Here is a 15,580-nt window from a genome sequence, read left to right as displayed (position 1 = left end):
CTGTCTAAAGTAGTCATTTATAAAATGAAGTTTTTTATTTTTATCATCATTTTTGCGTTTAGTGCGATTGACACACTCTGCCCAAAGGCAACGTTGCAGTGTATGACATATATCAAAAAAAACGACTATTTTTTTACATATACATAGCACGAATGCTTACTTTTCATTCAAAACATAAATTAAATGATAGATATAAAGCAAAAAGCACACAATTATCAAAATAGTGTGCTTTTATTAAGAATGTGATGAAGTTAAAAATCGTGAAATTAGATTTTCTTCAATAGCTGATTAAGTGCTTTTACTTCTGGGCTTTCAGCATCTTGTTTATTTAACCAATTATCGATAGCTTGCTTGGCTTTTTGCTGTAATTGATCACGCAGTAATTTTTCAATATTAAGTTCATATTGAATCGCATTCCAATCACCATAAAGCCTTAATGGAATTTCAATTTTAGCTAATTGACGGATAAATTCGTTTTCTTTACCCCAACCTTTTTTGATATTAACAAGTAACATCACATCAAGATCATGGCGTTGAAGATCCACTTTGCCCTGCCCTTTAATTTGATAGGCATCTGCTTGAGCATCAAGTGAATTAACGGTGACTTTCCCTTTTGGCGCTAACTTAAATTGGGCAATCACATAATCTGCTTGGGTATAGCTTTCGATATCTTCAGGATAAATGACTTTATCAGTAGCTTGAGCAACTGATTGCTGAATAACCTGCGGTACATTTAATCCCTGCATTTTAAATTGGCTAACAGATGTATTGAGCGTACCTTGCCAATAATTATAAAAGGCTTTTCGGTTATATCCTGCACCTTCTAAATTCCCTTTTGCCGAAATTAATCCACTGAAATTTTCAGGTTGATTAAACACACGCAATAGTGGCTGTAATGGAATATTGTTCATTGTGACATCCATGCTGATATGTGCTGGCACAATGCTTGTAGAGATAACTGTTGGAAGTGAGAAATCACCTTGAAGGACTCGTCCTGTCAAGGTTTGAATATTTAGCGAATTAGGATTATTTAGAGCATCAAGTTTAAAATTATTAATCTCTAACTCTTTATAAAGCAGCTTATTCAATGCCAATTTCAGCGTAAATTCAATATCACCCCAATGCGTTAAATCATATTCTTTATTTTCAATAGTCACTGAAGTAATAACTGGCTTTGCCATAATTGTGGCATTTGGCGCTGGTGCTGCATGTGCAGTATTAAATAATGAAAACGATGATGGCGTCTTATTATCTTTAGGGGTCAATAATGTGGTTTCCGTTGTTTTAGCCTCAGCTAACTCTGGTAACAACGTATTTAAATTTAATTGTTCACCTTTTAAGTCAACTTGATAACGTGTTTTACCTGAAAATTCTGCACTGATATTACCTTGCAGTTGGCTATCATTAGCAGTGAGATTTAAGTTATCAAGTGAAACTTTTCTCACGCCCTCATTTTGGATAGTAAAATCTGAAGTTAAACTTCCTGCTATGCCATTTTCAGGGATACCTATTCCTGATAAAGCATAATCTAACTGTGTGATATTACCTGCAATTCGGTAAGGATAGCTGTTCATATCCGCATTAGCGGCAACATTTAGTGTGATCTCACGACGGTCACGATTCACTTTCGTGCTCATCTCAAGACTAACTTGTTTTTTCTCGTCTGTTTTCAACGATAAATTAATATCGCGTAAATTAAGCTGCTCGCCGTCTTTCATTTGCCAAATAATTAAGCTGTCTGAAATTTTTACTTTGGCGATATTCAATTGCCAATTATTGGCTCTAGGCTCGATGACTGGTCGAGAAATATCTCGAGGCGTAGAAGGTGGTGATATTTTAGGAATAGCTTTGCTTTCAGGTGTTTGGCGAACTACGGCACCTTTAAGCATGACTTCTTTTACTTCAAGTTGATGAGAAAGTAGCGGTAATAACTCAACATCAAGACGCATATTATCGGCTGTAATTAAAGGCATTTCAGCACCGGGAGCTGTCAATGACATTTTACCACTAATAATGCTTAACTTTGGCCATACATGCCAACGCATATCATCTTGTAATGTGAGTTTATAACCGCTTTGTTTTTCTACTCTTTCAACAAGGTATCCACGGAAATCATTTGGGTTAATGAGTAAAACTAGTGCTGTTAAACCTGCCAAAATAACCACAAGCAAAATAGCCAGTGTTGTCAAAAACCTTTTCATATAATTACCCGCTTAGTGAACATGATAATGATGATTATAAAGATAGTTAATCTTCACTAATCCGACTACCAACCGCACCTTGTTGATTTTTATATTTTGCATCTTGACGACGGTTATAAGGTCTATCAGCAGAACCAGACATCGGTTCAAAGCTTAATGCGCCAATAACCATACCCGGTCTTAATGCAAGAGGGAGTTTACCTGAATTAAAAAATTCTAATACGATTTGTCCATGCCAGCCGGGATCAATACGATGAGCGGTAACATGCACCATTAAACCTAAACGAGCTAATGATGAGCGTCCATCTAACCATCCAACAACATTATCAGGCAAGGTGACTGATTCAAGTGTTACAGCCAACGCTAATTCACCAGGATGTAAGAAAAATGCCTCACCTTCAGGTAAAACAATTTCATCACTCATTACACGCTCTAGCGCAGCGTTCACTTCAGCCTTAGGACCACTTAAATCAATATAAGCTGCAGTATGGCCTTGGAAAACACGAAATTGGTTTCCTAAGCAAACATCTGCTGTTGCGCCGTTAATTCGCTCGACGGGCGGGCGGGGTTCAATGACTAATTTACCTTCATCCAGCCACTGAATAATATCACGGTCGCATAATCGCATTTTATTTCCTTCTTCAAATTAAACAGGCAGTTTCATCATGCATGAAAGCTGCCCACAAATGAACCTATTATTCGCAGAACTGACCAATTTTTGCTTTCAGAATATCAATCGCAACGCGGTTTTTACCCCCTCTAGGGACAATAATATCGGCATATTGTTTAGAAGGTTCAATAAACTGGAAGAACATAGGACGAACGGTTTTATTATATTGTTCAATGACTGAGTCTAAGCTACGTCCACGTTCATTCACATCACGCTTAATTCTACGCATTAAGCAAATATCTAACGGCGTATCAACAAAGATAGAGAAATCCATCTCTTCACGCAGGCGTTTATCTGTTAATAATAAGATGCCTTCAATGATAATAACTTTTTTGGGTTGAAAAGGAATGGATTCTGCTTTGCGAGTGTGAGCAACGTAGTCATATTGAGGGAGTTCGATGGTTTTTCCTGCTTTAAGTTCACACAAATGCTGATATAAAAGTGCGTGATCCATCGAATTTGGGTGGTCATAATTGACCTTATATCGTTCTTCCATCGTTAAATCACTTTGGTCACGATAATAACAATCTTCTGGTATCACCCCGATATTATGATCACCTACTTGCGCTCTTAATTCGCGGTAAAGTGTACTTGCAATAAGACTTTTACCCGAAGCAGAGGCTCCAGCGATACCTACAATTGTGCACTGATGTGCTGTGTCAGCCATAATCAAAAACCTGGTTTGAAATAAAAAGAGGGATAACGTAATAATATGTAAATATTACGCTAGCGCAGATTATAGTTTTGAAATCACTCTGGTTCCAGCGTAAAACCAGAAATCTATTTGTTTTTTATCAAAAACAGTCGGAAATCGCATGTAAAAAATGGAAAGCCAAATGACTCTCCATTTAAATCAGCAAATAATTCAACGTATTATTTCACTGCAATTACACTGCGCGGAAAGAAATTTCCGTTGGGATTGCATCGCCATCCCAATACATTTGAGCTGAAACTGTTGACGCGATTTCGCGATAAATATCAGCAAACTCGCCTTCAGGATCACGCATCACTGTTGGTTGTCCGCGGTCTAAGTCTTCACGTAAAGAGATATGAAGAGGAACTTGACCTAATAGTTCGCAATGATACTTCTCAGCCAATTTCGCCGCACCACCTGTACCAAAGATAGGTTCAAGGTGACCACAGTTGCTACAAATATGTGCGCTCATGTTTTCAATAATACCTAATACAGGCACATTGACTTTCTTAAACATGACGATCCCTTTCATCGCATCCACCAGAGCAATATCTTGTGGTGTTGTTACTACAACAGCAGCGGTTACTGGGATGTTTTGAGATAAGGTTAATTGAATATCACCTGTTCCCGGCGGCATATCGATAACCAGATAATCCAAGTCAGGCCACAGCGTATCTTGGAGCATTTGCATTAATGCTTTGCTCGCCATAGGACCACGCCATACCATCGCATTATCATCAGTGACTAAATAACCGATAGAGTTAGACGCTAAACCATAAGCCATAATTGGTGCCATATGTTGTCCATCAGGAGACGTTGGACGCTCCATTGTGGTACCCAACATATTAGGAATAGACGGACCATAAATATCAGCATCAAGAATACCTACTTTAGCGCCTTCTTGTGCGAGTGCTAATGCAAGGTTAACTGCTGTACTTGATTTACCTACGCCACCTTTACCAGAGCTCACTGCAAGAATATTACGAACACCATTAACACCAGGCAGATCATTTGCGCGACGTAAGGTTGAAATATTGTGCTTGAGTTTCCATTCAATGGCTTTCGCGCCAGTAATGTTGCGAAGTTCAGCTGTTTTTTCTTCGATTAGGACTTGGAAAGGTTTTTTCCAAACAAATGGCATCACTAATTCGATATGAAGAACATCATCAATCATCGCACATTGATGTAATGCTTTTAGAGAAAGCAGATTACGTTTCAATGTCGGGTGTTCAAAAGTAGACAAGACACCTGAAACTTTTTCGTTCAGAATCTCAGGGGTGGTCTGCTCGGGGGATTTATCACTCATCCCGGCTCCTCTCGTTTTCATTATTTATTAAATATATGAGTGCATCTATCATATCAGATAGTAGATGACTACGATAATGCCTTACCTCAATTTGCCAACTGAAATTTCTCTTGCAAAAACTCGATTATTGCCCTAGCGACATCATGACGGATCGGTTAACATCAAAGTCCCTTTTATTAATTTTATGGAAGTAAGATCCTTACTATGTCTCACGTCGCGAATAAATTACTGGTAACCTGCGCGTTACCTTATGCTAACGGTTCAATTCATCTCGGTCATATCCTTGAGCACATTCAGGCAGATATCTGGGTCCGTTATCAACGAATGCGCGGCAAAGAAGTTCATTTCATCTGCGCTGACGATGCTCACGGCACCCCAATTATGCTGAAAGCTCAACAACTGGGTATTACGCCAGAAGCAATGATTGAAGAAATGAGCAAAGAGCATCAGCAGGATTTTGCTGGCTTCAATATCAGTTATGACAATTATCACTCTACACACAGTGAAGAAAGTCGCCAATTATCGACTAAAATTTATCTTGCACTGAAAAAGAATGGTCACATCAAAAGCAAAACTATTTCTCAGCTTTATGATGAAGAAAAAGGCATGTTTTTGCCTGACCGCTTTGTAAAAGGCACTTGCCCTAAATGTAAAGCGCAAGACCAATATGGTGATAACTGTGAAGTTTGTGGCTCAACTTACAGCCCAACAGAATTAATTAATCCACGCTCTGTCGTATCAGGTTCAACGCCTGTTATGCGTGAAACTGAACACTATTTCTTCGACTTACCTGCTTTTAGCAACATGTTGCAAGAGTGGATACGCTCTGGTGCACTGCAAGAGCAAGTTGCGAATAAAATGCAAGAGTGGTTCGACAGCGGTTTACAACAGTGGGATATCACTCGTGACGCACCTTATTTCGGTTTCGAAATTCCAGATGCACCGGGTAAATATTTCTATGTATGGTTAGATGCACCAATTGGCTACATGAGCTCTTTCTTAAACTTATGTGAAAAACGTGGTGATTTAAGTTTTGATGAGTTCTGGAATAAAGACAGCAAAACTGAGCTGTATCACTTTATTGGTAAAGATATCGTCTATTTCCACAGCTTATTCTGGCCAGCAATGTTAGAAGGCAGCGAATATCGCAAACCAACAAACTTATTTGTTCATGGTTATGTCACAGTAAATGGTGCGAAGATGTCAAAATCTCGTGGCACCTTTATTACTGCTCGCGCTTATCTTGACCATTTTGATGCGGATTGCCTGCGTTATTACTATGCAGCAAAACTTTCATCACGCATTGATGATATTGACCTAAACTTAGAAGACTTTGTTCAACGTGTAAACAGCGACATTGTTAATAAAGTGGTTAACCTTGCATCACGTACAGCTGGTTTTATCAGCAAGCGTTTTGATGGCAAATTAGCTGATTCTTTAGATGATGCTAAACTTTATCAACACTTTGTTGATATGAAAGAAACCATCGCCCAGTCATTTGAAAATCGTGAGTTTGGTAAAGCTGTTCGTGAAATTATGGCATTAGCAGACGAAGCTAACCGCTATATCGACGAAAAAGCGCCTTGGGTAGTGGCAAAACAAGAAGGTCAAGATGCTCAGTTACAAGCAATCTGTACTATGGGGATCAACTTATTCCGCGTACTGATGACTTATCTGAAACCTGTATTACCTTCACTGACAGAGCGCTCAGAAGCATTTTTACAAACCCAATTAACATGGGATGCACTTGAGCAACCGCTGTTAGGCCAAGAGATCACTAAATTCAAAGCGTTGTTTAACCGTATTGAGATGGATAAAGCCAATGCAATGGTTGAAGCCTCAAAAAGCACCATTGCACCGGTAAAAGAAGTGACGGGTCCATTAGCAGATTCACCGATCCAAGAAACCATCAACTTTGATGATTTTGCGAAAATCGATATGCGTATCGCTGAAATTAAACAAGCCGATTTTGTTGAAGGTTCAGACAAACTGCTGAAATTAATTTTGGACTTAGGTGGCGAAACTCGCCAAGTATTCTCAGGTATTCGTACTGCATACCCAGATCCTAAAGTGTTAGAAGGTCGCTTAACGGTAATGGTGGCAAACTTAGCACCTCGTAAAATGCGTTTTGGTATTTCAGAAGGCATGGTAATGGCAGCAGGCCCTGGCGATAAAGATATCTTCTTACTCAGCCCAGATTCTGGTGCAAAACCGGGTCAGCAAGTGAAATAACAACCAAGATTCATTTGCCAAGTAAATAAATGGCGGGGTTCTATTAGAACCCCGCTCTTTTTTTATTGTGATCCATAGCACACTTTCAAAATCGGTGTATGATAATTCTGTTAGTTGATTTGGGACACTTACTTATGAAATCTAAACGGGCACGATTGCAGATTACACTTTGGCATTATCTACGATCTTTTTTGGTACTTTATCTTTGTCTCTTTGCTGGTAATCTTATTTCAGCCCTTCTACCCTTTGCGGTTCCAGGCAGTATTGTTGGCTTACTGATCCTTTTTGGTTTACTTGCTTTCCAGCTTATCCCTTTGCGTTGGGTTAAACCCGGTGCCAATATCCTCTTAAAAAACATGTCATTACTCTTTATCCCTATCGGTGTTGGTGTAATGAACTATTATGATTTGTTAAGTCAGCAACTTTTCCCCATCGTTTTAGCCTGCGTAGTGAGTACCTTTGGTGTTATGGCACTCGTTGCATATTGCTCACACTACGTTCATCGTGAGCGCGTTATCGTGGGTTCGAAACCAGACCAAGTTGAAGATATTGTGGAAACAAAAGAGAAAGACGACGATAAAGCGTTAAGTGAGAAGAAAAAATGTTAGCCATGTTGATGAATATTTGGTGGTCACTTCCTTTAAGTATTTTTATTTTTTACTTAGCTCGTAAACTTGCAGCTCGATTTAAATTACCTATTTTAAATCCGCTTTTAATTGCGATTGTGGTAATTATCCCTATTTTATTGATAGCCAAGATACCTTACGAAAATTATTTTGCAGGTAGTCGTATTTTAAATGACTTATTACAACCTGCCGTTGTCGCTTTAGCTATACCGCTTTATCAGCAATTACACCAAATTCGCGCACAGTGGAAATCATTAATCAGTATTTGCTTTATTGGTAGTATTGCTGCGATGGTTAGTGGCACTGCCATTGCATTATGGGCAGGAGCAACACCTGAGATTGCTGCATCAATCTTACCTAAATCAGTGACAACACCTATTGCGATGGCTGTGGCAGACTCTATTGGGGGCATTCCTGCTATCAGTGCGGCATGTGTTATTGCCGTGGGTATTTTAGGGGCTATTTTTGGTCACTCGTTATTTAAAATACTACGTATTCCTACTCACGCCTCTCGTGGTTTAGCAATGGGTACGGTTTCTCACGCAGTCGGCACAGCAAGAGCTGCAGAAGTTGATTATATAGAAGGTGCTTACAGTTCATTGGCATTAATGACATGCGGGATTATTACATCCCTTACCGCACCATTTATCTTCCCTATTATTTTGCATCTTTATAGTTAATATTTTTTATACTCTACCTTTCAAATCCCCGATTTAATTAATTTTACTTCGGGGATTTTTGCTATAAATTTGAGATACATCTCTCAATTAATGAATTTGTTGCAATTGTTTCATTGAAAATATGATTTTCATCACATATAAGAATGGGTAAAGATGCCTAGAATCTTATAATACAGAAAGATTAATGGGAGACTCATGTATGCATACTCGTTTTCAGGCAGTTTGGTCAGATTTATCCCCTCAGTTACAACAAGCACTTGCTCCTTATCTTGAGCAGGATGAATTCCCTGCAATGTTTACGGCAGAGCAGGTCAATGCCATAAAAACACAGTTACAATGTAATGATGATGCCTTAGCCCTAGCACTTTTACCCGTTGCTGCCGCTTGTGCTGTTGCTCCAATCTCTAATTTTAAAGTTGGTGCAGTTGCGCGTGGTGAAAGTGGTAATCTCTACTTCGGTGCCAATATGGAATTTGCTGGCGCTCCACTACAACAAACTGTTCACGCTGAACAAAGTGCAGTGACTCATGCATGGTTACGTGGTGAATCTCGCTTGATCTCCGTCACCGTTAACTATACACCTTGTGGTCATTGTCGCCAGTTTATGAACGAATTGAACAGTGGCACCCATATTCAAATTCAGTTACCGGGTAGAAAAATGGCAACATTAGGTGATTATTTACCTGATAGCTTTGGCCCGAAAGATCTCAATATCACCTCTTTATTAATGGACAAAGTTAATCACGGTTACAAAATTGATAACCCTAGTGAATTAGCACAACAGGCGTTACAAGCCGCTAACCGTAGCCATGCTCCTTATAGTGAGTCACACAGTGGTATTGCTGTTCAAATGAAAGATGGCAAAATTTTCCAAGGTAGTTACGCAGAAAACGCCGCATTCAATCCAAGTTTACCGCCATTACAAGCCGCATTAATTTTATTAAATATGGCAGGTGAGAGTGTGATGGATATTGAATCTGCTGTCTTAATTGAAAAAGCAGAGACAATTTTAACGCAATGGGATGCAACACAAGCAACATTAACTGCTTTAGGTTGTCGCCAAATGCAACGCATCACTTTGTAAAAAGTTTTAACTTATTCCTCTAAAAATCTCTCCTAAAAAAGCATCAGCATGTAAATTTTGCTGATGCTTACCAGAAAAAGTTGTAACAACCGTATCTATCTCTCATTTCTAAGCATAAAAATCATAAAAAAATAACATAAGCTGTACATATTTTTATTATTTTGTAGGATCTACAATTGTCATGTGACTAACTGCCTTACAAGAGTATTTTTCATGGAACTGGAACACGAAAGTAAACGCCCTCTCTACATCCCGTATGCAGGTCCAATCCTGCTTGAATTTCCCCTGTTAAATAAAGGTAGTGCTTTCAGCGAAGAAGAACGCAGCACCTTTAACTTACATGGTTTACTGCCTGAAGCAGTTGAAACCATCGAAGAGCAGGTTGAACGCGCTTATCGCCAATATCTTGATTTCAAAAACGATAACGATAAACATATTTACCTACGAAATATCCAAGATACCAATGAAACCCTGTTTTACCGTCTATTGGAATCTCACCTAACTGAAATGATGCCAATCATTTACACACCAACAGTGGGTGAAGCTTGTGAACATTTCTCTGATATTTATCGTCGTGCTCGTGGTTTATTTATCTCTTACCCTAACCGCGCCAATATCGACGATATGCTACAAAACGCCACTAAACAGAACGTAAAAGTTATTGTTGTAACAGATGGCGAGCGTATTCTTGGTCTAGGTGACCAAGGTATCGGTGGTATGGGTATTCCTATCGGTAAACTCTCTTTATATACCGCGTGTGGTGGTATTAGCCCAGCGTACACACTGCCTGTTGTACTTGATGTTGGTACTAACAACCCACAACGTTTAAACGATCCTCTGTATATGGGATGGCGTCATCCTCGTATTACAGGTGATGAATATAACGAGTTTGTTGATGAGTTTATTCAAGCTGTTAAGCGTCGCTGGCCAAATGTTTTACTGCAATTTGAAGATTTCGCACAAAAAAATGCGATGCCTTTATTAAACCGTTATCGTGATGAGCTATGTTGCTTTAACGATGATATTCAAGGTACAGCGTCTGTTACTTTAGGTAGCCTAATTGCAGCAAGTCGTGCTGCTGGTCGCCAATTAAAAGACCAAACTGTCACTTTCTTAGGTGCAGGCTCTGCAGGTTGTGGTATTGCTGAGCAAATCATTGCCCAGATGAAATCTGAAGGTTTAAGTGATGAGCAAGCGCGTGAACGTATCTTTATGGTTGACCGTTTTGGCTTATTAACAGATAAACTGCCAAATCTACTTGATTTCCAAAGCAAACTTATCCAAAAAAGTGAAACCATTGCTGATTGGGAAACTGAAAGCGATGCAATTTCACTGTTAGAAGTGGTTAAGAATGCAAAACCAACAATTTTGATTGGTGTTTCAGGACAAGCAGGTTTATTCACTGAAGAAATTATTCGTGAAATGCACAAACACTGTGAACGCCCTATCGTAATGCCATTATCTAACCCAACTTCTCGTGTAGAAGCGCGTCCTGAAGATATTATCAACTGGACTGATGGACAAGCTTTAGTCGCAACGGGTAGCCCATTTGCACCAGTTAAATACAAAGATAAAGAGTATCCAATTGCACAATGCAACAACTCTTATATCTTCCCAGGTATTGGACTAGGTGTTATCGCATGTGGTGCAAAACGTGTTACTGATGCCATGTTAATGGTTGCAAGTCGCGCATTAGCAGATTGCTCACCAATGGCAAAAGATGGTGATGGTTCTCTGTTACCTTTACTGGCTGATATTCAGCAAGTTTCGCGTTATATCGCAAAACAAGTTGCAAAAGAAGCTCAAGTACAAGGTGTTGCTACCGTAACTTCTGATTCAGCATTAGAAGAAGCAATTGAACGTAACTATTGGTCACCAGAGTACCGTATTTACAAAAGAACCTCGTTCTAAGTAGCTTGAAACACTAAGTACCATTCTGAAAAGCGCGTCATTACTTAATATGAGGCGCTTTTTTCTTGCTTCCCTATCTCTGCTCAAGTAGCCTTAAGCATTATGAAAGTCATTCGTTATTTGCGTCATTAAGGCAAGGAAATGCTAAAACGCCTCATTTATCTCTTTCTCACACTTTTTATTCTGCTTGCTGTCACTTTGATTGCCTGCGATCGCTGGATCGGCTGGAAAACCAATCCTTATATCTTTGAAGATGTGGATACGTTGCCTGCTAAAAAAGTGGGCATGGTGTTAGGCACATCGAAGTACTATACCAGCGGTTATATAAATCAGTTTTATCAATACCGCATTCAAGGCGCTGTTAATGCTTATAATAGTGGCAAAATTCAGTATTTATTACTCAGCGGTGATAATGCAAAACATAGCTACAATGAGCCCAATACCATGCGTAAAGATCTCATTAAAGCAGGTATTCCAGCATCTCGAATTGTGATGGATTTTGCAGGCTTCAGAACACTTGATTCAGTAGTACGGACAAAAGAGGTCTTTGGTACAGACGGATTTACCATTATCACTCAGCGTTTTCACTGTGAACGTGCCGTTTTTATCGCATTAGAAAAAGGAATTGACGCACAATGCTTTGCGGTTGCATCCCCTAAAAGCATGTTTAAAGTACGTGTACGCGAAGTATTTGCCAGAGCAGGTGCAATGATTGATGTATATATTCTAAACCGTGAACCACGCTTTTTAGGGCCGCCAGAAACTATTCCTGCAATGCAATCTATTCCTGAAGGCATTAAAGGTTATCCTGCGGTTTCACCAGAGGAAGTCGAATCGCTTCCTCTGAATGAAAATAATCATGAAAAAACCTAAAAGAATTGTGCTAATTTTGAGGCTGATTTACGCCAAATCCATTCTATTGGCCCTTGTGGAAAATAACGTAACCAAATCATAGCAAAAGCAATATTGATTGCCCAAATAGCGACAACAAAAGGCATCAATTCAGGTAGAGTAAATTGATTAAATAGCCCCATACGCTGAAATAAATAAATACCGATAAGGCTTTGCATTAAATAGGTTGTTAACGCCATTTTGCCAACACAGCGTAAAGCATAAGCAAGATAAGAGTGTTGGATAATATCCCAACTCCAATAAAACAGCGCAATATACCCCAAACTTTGCATTACTTGGATCAACATGGTTAAAGGTTGTGCCCAAATAGCCGCCCAGCGATAATCCCAATCAAGGTAATAATCCACCAGCACAATAACTGTTTGTAAGCTTAAACTGATTAAAAGAAAATAAAGCGCCACATAGCCATAATGAGTACGGCTAAATTTTTGCTGCAACCAACCTGACGCCATTAACGCAGAGCCCATCAACATCGCACCGAACAAAAACCAACTGTATTGACGTACTAAATTAAAAACAAAAAGACTTAGCTCATTCAAACGATAATAAACACTATTTAAATAAGGTCCTGTTTTCCAATCTGATTCAGCCAATTGAGAGTATGGCGTGCTGTACCAAACGGTATCAATAAAGTCACGATAATAGTAAAACAACGCACCTAAAATAAATGCGCCACAAAAATAGAGTATTGCTCCCAATATAAACTGGTGTTTTGTCGCTATTGATTTAATAAACGCAAAAACAAATAAACCACATATACTATATGGAAATAAAATATCACCTTCCCAAATAAATAATGTGTGAATAAGGCCAATCAATGCCAGCACAACTAACCGCGATATATTAAAACGCGTTCCTTTATATAAAAGGAGATAAAGCGTGCCACCAAATAGCAACGCAAAAATAAAGAGGAATTTTCCTTGAGCAAACAGATTTAATGCCATCCATGTTATACGATCACCAAAAGAGGCTTCTCCCGAATGTAATGGGTTAAATGAAGCCACTCTTAATAATGCAAAACCTGAAATATTGAGCAATAAAATGCCAAGGATCGCCATTCCTCTCAACGCATCGAGAGCTTCGATACGTTGACGAGACGATTCATTCATTTTTATTTAAAAATCTCAAAGATGACGAACAGCGCGCAAAAATTCCTGACGCGTATTTTGACTAGATTTAAATAACCCACCTAATGAAGTGGTGGTGGTTGCACTAGTTGCATCACGAATACCACGAGCTTTAACACAATAGTGAACCGCATCAATAGAAACAGCCACATTTTTTGTGCCTAGTAACGTTTGTAATGCGATAAGAATTTGCTGTGTTAAGCGTTCTTGAACTTGAGGGCGTTGAGCGAAGAATTGCACAATACGATTGATTTTAGATAACCCAATCACTTTATCTTTCGGGATATAAGCCACAATCGCTTTACCATCAATAGTGACAAAGTGATGTTCGCAAGTACTTGTTAATGTGATATCTCGCACTGTCACCATTTCATCAACTTGCATTTTATTTTCAATTAGCGTGATTTTTGGGAAGTTGTGGTAATCCAGCCCTGAGAAAATTTCATCAACATACATTTTTGCGATACGACGAGGTGTTTCAGCTAAACTATCGTCACTTAAATCCAGATTTAACAGCTTCATCACTTCTGTCATATGATGTTCAATTTGCTGTTTACTCTCACTTGGAGAGAGTTTTGGTTCACGAAGAGGCGTTTCCAAACCGCGTTCAACTAACGCAGCATGCACCCATTGCGCCTCTTTACTTAATGATGACATTGGACTCTCCGATAAACACATTAATTAAGTAGCTGTTATCGCACTTAGCAACAACAACCTACACTTTAGATGACCTCAATCACATTATCCAGCGATACCGCATTTTTCGTTATGAAATTATTGCATTTTTGTATGAGCTATTTTTAGTTTACTGATGTTCTTTTTCTTTTAAGCACACTAGAAAACCACCGATTATCAACACAATAAAAGCAACATAAAGTGCAGGTTCTAATTTCCCTGTTAATGCGGTTGAAAGTGAAGAAATTACAGGACCAACTAATTGTCCGATGGCATAAAAAGTGGTAAGTAAACCCGCCATATAACGCCCATGATCCGGAGCTAGTTCTCTGCCTCGTAAAAAAGCAAGTTGTACAGCGCACATAAGACCACCACCAATTAAGAAAGCGCCAATCGCAAGCCCTGTTATCGTTGGGACCCATTCTGCAATCAAAATACCTAATGCTTGTAACCAAAGCGTAATGGCTAGGCGTAACTGCGTGTTTAGTATGTTACGCGTTAAAATAGCGATCCCAATACACAATGCAGCTGAAGCACCAAAAACAGGCCAAACAAATTGCGCGATCAAGCTACCCGGAAAGCGTTCTGCCGCCATTTGAGAAAGAAATGTGGCAGGTAAAATATAGCCAAATCCGGCGAAGGTATAACCCCAAATCAACTTTTTCATCGCTGGTGTGAGCGTTAAAGGTGCAACTTTTACTTCTTCTCTGCTCATTTTCCACGGTTTTGGAAGATGGTAGCTCACATATATGGCACAAATAAAAGCAAGAGAACCATAAATTAACCATCCCGTCGTCGCACTCATTTGCCATTTCATAATTAACACGGCAAGAATACCGCTAATAAATATACCGGCACCCGTTCCTGCATAAACAGCCACACTTAATGCAGGTCGATTAAGACGAGCCAGTAACTCATTAGCCCATGAAGCCACCAGCACTAACGTCCAACCACTTGCCCAGCCAATAAAAAAGCGCGCAATACTATGTGTAAAAGCATCATTTAAAAAAGCAGACAACAGAGTGATTATCACCGCACCCCAAAGACCCGCCCATAAACGATATCCCACACCTTTAACGGCTTTCATCGCATCATAAGATCCCGCGAGATAACCAAGGTAATTAAATGCAGCAACAATACCCGCGCTTGTTAGCGTTAATTGATATTCTGCAATCATCAACGGCACTTGAGGTGTAAATGTAAAGCGCCCTATCCCCATTGCAACCACTAAAGCAAGAAACCCACTAAAAGCAATATGAAAAGCTTGTGCTGAATGACTTTGGTGATTTGAAGTATTCATGGATATCCATTATTTTGTTTTATCATTTTAATGTGCTGTCCATTAATAACAGAACAAGTAACACATTAACCTCAGACAGTTAACATTTTTGCAATAAGAAGTTTCATTTCTTTCTATTCACAAGATGATCTCTGACATGATGATGTTCATCGTGATAGATTA

Annotated in this window: 13 protein-coding genes; 6 read left to right on the top strand and 7 right to left on the bottom strand. The window is 39.2% G+C overall.

All coding sequences use genetic code 11. From position 1 onward, the window contains the following. Positions 1-266 precede the first annotated feature (266 nt). From asmA to apbC, 4 genes are all read right to left on the bottom strand, one after another. Positions 267-2,201: an outer membrane assembly protein AsmA gene (gene asmA / locus ABN236_RS00930; RefSeq protein ID WP_349473172.1), complete on the bottom strand. Its 1,935-nt coding sequence runs from the start codon at positions 2,199-2,201 to the stop codon at positions 267-269. Positions 2,202-2,247: 46 nt separating this feature from the next. Then, the gene (gene dcd, locus ABN236_RS00925; RefSeq protein WP_006537532.1) at positions 2,248-2,829 is read right to left on the bottom strand and encodes a dCTP deaminase; all 582 of its coding nucleotides are present in this window, start codon (positions 2,827-2,829) and stop codon (positions 2,248-2,250) included. 67 nt (positions 2,830-2,896) lie between these two features. Continuing rightward, a complete protein-coding gene (gene udk / locus ABN236_RS00920; protein ID WP_023581260.1) occupies positions 2,897-3,538 on the bottom strand; it encodes a uridine kinase in 642 nt (213 codons plus the stop codon). 220 nt (positions 3,539-3,758) lie between these two features. Then, entirely contained in the window at positions 3,759-4,871 is a 1,113-nt protein-coding gene (gene apbC / locus ABN236_RS00915) for an iron-sulfur cluster carrier protein ApbC (RefSeq protein ID WP_075672537.1), read from the bottom strand. Positions 4,872-5,075: 204 nt separating this feature from the next. On the opposite strand from apbC, the gene metG reads away from it, so the two are divergent. From metG to sanA, 6 genes are all read left to right on the top strand, one after another. After that, positions 5,076-7,103 carry a methionine--tRNA ligase gene (gene metG / locus ABN236_RS00910; protein WP_088493346.1) on the top strand — a complete coding sequence of 676 codons (2,028 nt, stop codon included), beginning with the start codon at positions 5,076-5,078 and terminating at the stop codon, positions 7,101-7,103. A 134-nt stretch (positions 7,104-7,237) separates the two neighbouring features. Then, positions 7,238-7,711 (top strand): CidA/LrgA family protein, encoded by a 474-nt coding sequence (locus ABN236_RS00905; RefSeq protein ID WP_088493347.1) that lies wholly within the window; start codon positions 7,238-7,240, stop codon positions 7,709-7,711. A 2-nt stretch (positions 7,712-7,713) separates the two neighbouring features. Continuing rightward, positions 7,714-8,409, top strand: coding sequence for a CidB/LrgB family autolysis modulator (locus ABN236_RS00900; RefSeq protein ID WP_102949522.1), 696 nt, complete (start codon positions 7,714-7,716; stop codon positions 8,407-8,409). Between the two features lie 199 nt (positions 8,410-8,608). Beyond that, entirely contained in the window at positions 8,609-9,493 is an 885-nt protein-coding gene (gene cdd / locus ABN236_RS00895) for a cytidine deaminase (protein WP_088493348.1), read from the top strand. 213 nt (positions 9,494-9,706) lie between these two features. Next, positions 9,707-11,404 (top strand): NAD-dependent malic enzyme, encoded by a 1,698-nt coding sequence (locus ABN236_RS00890; RefSeq protein WP_088493349.1) that lies wholly within the window; start codon positions 9,707-9,709, stop codon positions 11,402-11,404. A 141-nt stretch (positions 11,405-11,545) separates the two neighbouring features. Further along, positions 11,546-12,277, top strand: a complete 732-nt coding sequence (sanA, locus tag ABN236_RS00885; RefSeq protein ID WP_088493350.1) for an outer membrane permeability protein SanA — start codon at positions 11,546-11,548, stop codon at positions 12,275-12,277. On the opposite strand, the gene yeiB is transcribed toward sanA, so the two are convergent. The 3 genes from yeiB to ABN236_RS00870 form a co-directional block, all read right to left on the bottom strand. Next, a complete protein-coding gene (gene yeiB / locus ABN236_RS00880) occupies positions 12,274-13,425 on the bottom strand; it encodes a DUF418 domain-containing protein YeiB (RefSeq protein ID WP_349473171.1) in 1,152 nt (383 codons plus the stop codon). The two genes, sanA and yeiB, sit on opposite strands and share 4 nt — an antisense overlap. A 15-nt stretch (positions 13,426-13,440) precedes the next feature. After that, the gene (gene folE / locus ABN236_RS00875; protein WP_023581251.1) at positions 13,441-14,100 is read right to left on the bottom strand and encodes a GTP cyclohydrolase I FolE; all 660 of its coding nucleotides are present in this window, start codon (positions 14,098-14,100) and stop codon (positions 13,441-13,443) included. A gap of 148 nt (positions 14,101-14,248) precedes the next feature. Continuing rightward, entirely contained in the window at positions 14,249-15,418 is a 1,170-nt protein-coding gene (locus tag ABN236_RS00870) for a YbfB/YjiJ family MFS transporter (protein ID WP_088493352.1), read from the bottom strand. Positions 15,419-15,580 lie beyond the last annotated feature (162 nt).

This window comes from Proteus sp. fly-1013, assembly GCF_040140245.1.
GTDB classification, from domain to species: Bacteria; Pseudomonadota; Gammaproteobacteria; order Enterobacterales; family Enterobacteriaceae; genus Proteus; species Proteus mirabilis_B.
The sequence above is the reverse complement of the archived record's forward strand: the minus strand, read 5'-3'. Positions and strand labels throughout refer to the sequence as shown.

What these genes read in the sequence shown, in the direction of transcription:
- asmA (WP_349473172.1), bottom strand. Translation starts at nt 2,201, where the DNA reads ATGAAAAGGTTTTTGACAACACTGGCTATTTTGCTTGTGGTTATTTTG.
- dcd (WP_006537532.1), bottom strand. Translation starts at nt 2,829, where the DNA reads ATGCGATTATGCGACCGTGATATTATTCAGTGGCTGGATGAAGGTAAA.
- udk (WP_023581260.1), bottom strand. Translation starts at nt 3,538, where the DNA reads ATGGCTGACACAGCACATCAGTGCACAATTGTAGGTATCGCTGGAGCC.
- apbC (WP_075672537.1), bottom strand. Translation starts at nt 4,871, where the DNA reads ATGAGTGATAAATCCCCCGAGCAGACCACCCCTGAGATTCTGAACGAA.
- metG (WP_088493346.1), top strand. Translation starts at nt 5,076, where the DNA reads ATGTCTCACGTCGCGAATAAATTACTGGTAACCTGCGCGTTACCTTAT.
- ABN236_RS00905 (WP_088493347.1), top strand. Translation starts at nt 7,238, where the DNA reads ATGAAATCTAAACGGGCACGATTGCAGATTACACTTTGGCATTATCTA.
- ABN236_RS00900 (WP_102949522.1), top strand. Translation starts at nt 7,714, where the DNA reads ATGTTGATGAATATTTGGTGGTCACTTCCTTTAAGTATTTTTATTTTT.
- cdd (WP_088493348.1), top strand. Translation starts at nt 8,609, where the DNA reads ATGCATACTCGTTTTCAGGCAGTTTGGTCAGATTTATCCCCTCAGTTA.
- ABN236_RS00890 (WP_088493349.1), top strand. Translation starts at nt 9,707, where the DNA reads ATGGAACTGGAACACGAAAGTAAACGCCCTCTCTACATCCCGTATGCA.
- sanA (WP_088493350.1), top strand. Translation starts at nt 11,546, where the DNA reads ATGCTAAAACGCCTCATTTATCTCTTTCTCACACTTTTTATTCTGCTT.
- yeiB (WP_349473171.1), bottom strand. Translation starts at nt 13,425, where the DNA reads ATGAATGAATCGTCTCGTCAACGTATCGAAGCTCTCGATGCGTTGAGA.
- folE (WP_023581251.1), bottom strand. Translation starts at nt 14,100, where the DNA reads ATGTCATCATTAAGTAAAGAGGCGCAATGGGTGCATGCTGCGTTAGTT.
- ABN236_RS00870 (WP_088493352.1), bottom strand. Translation starts at nt 15,418, where the DNA reads ATGAATACTTCAAATCACCAAAGTCATTCAGCACAAGCTTTTCATATT.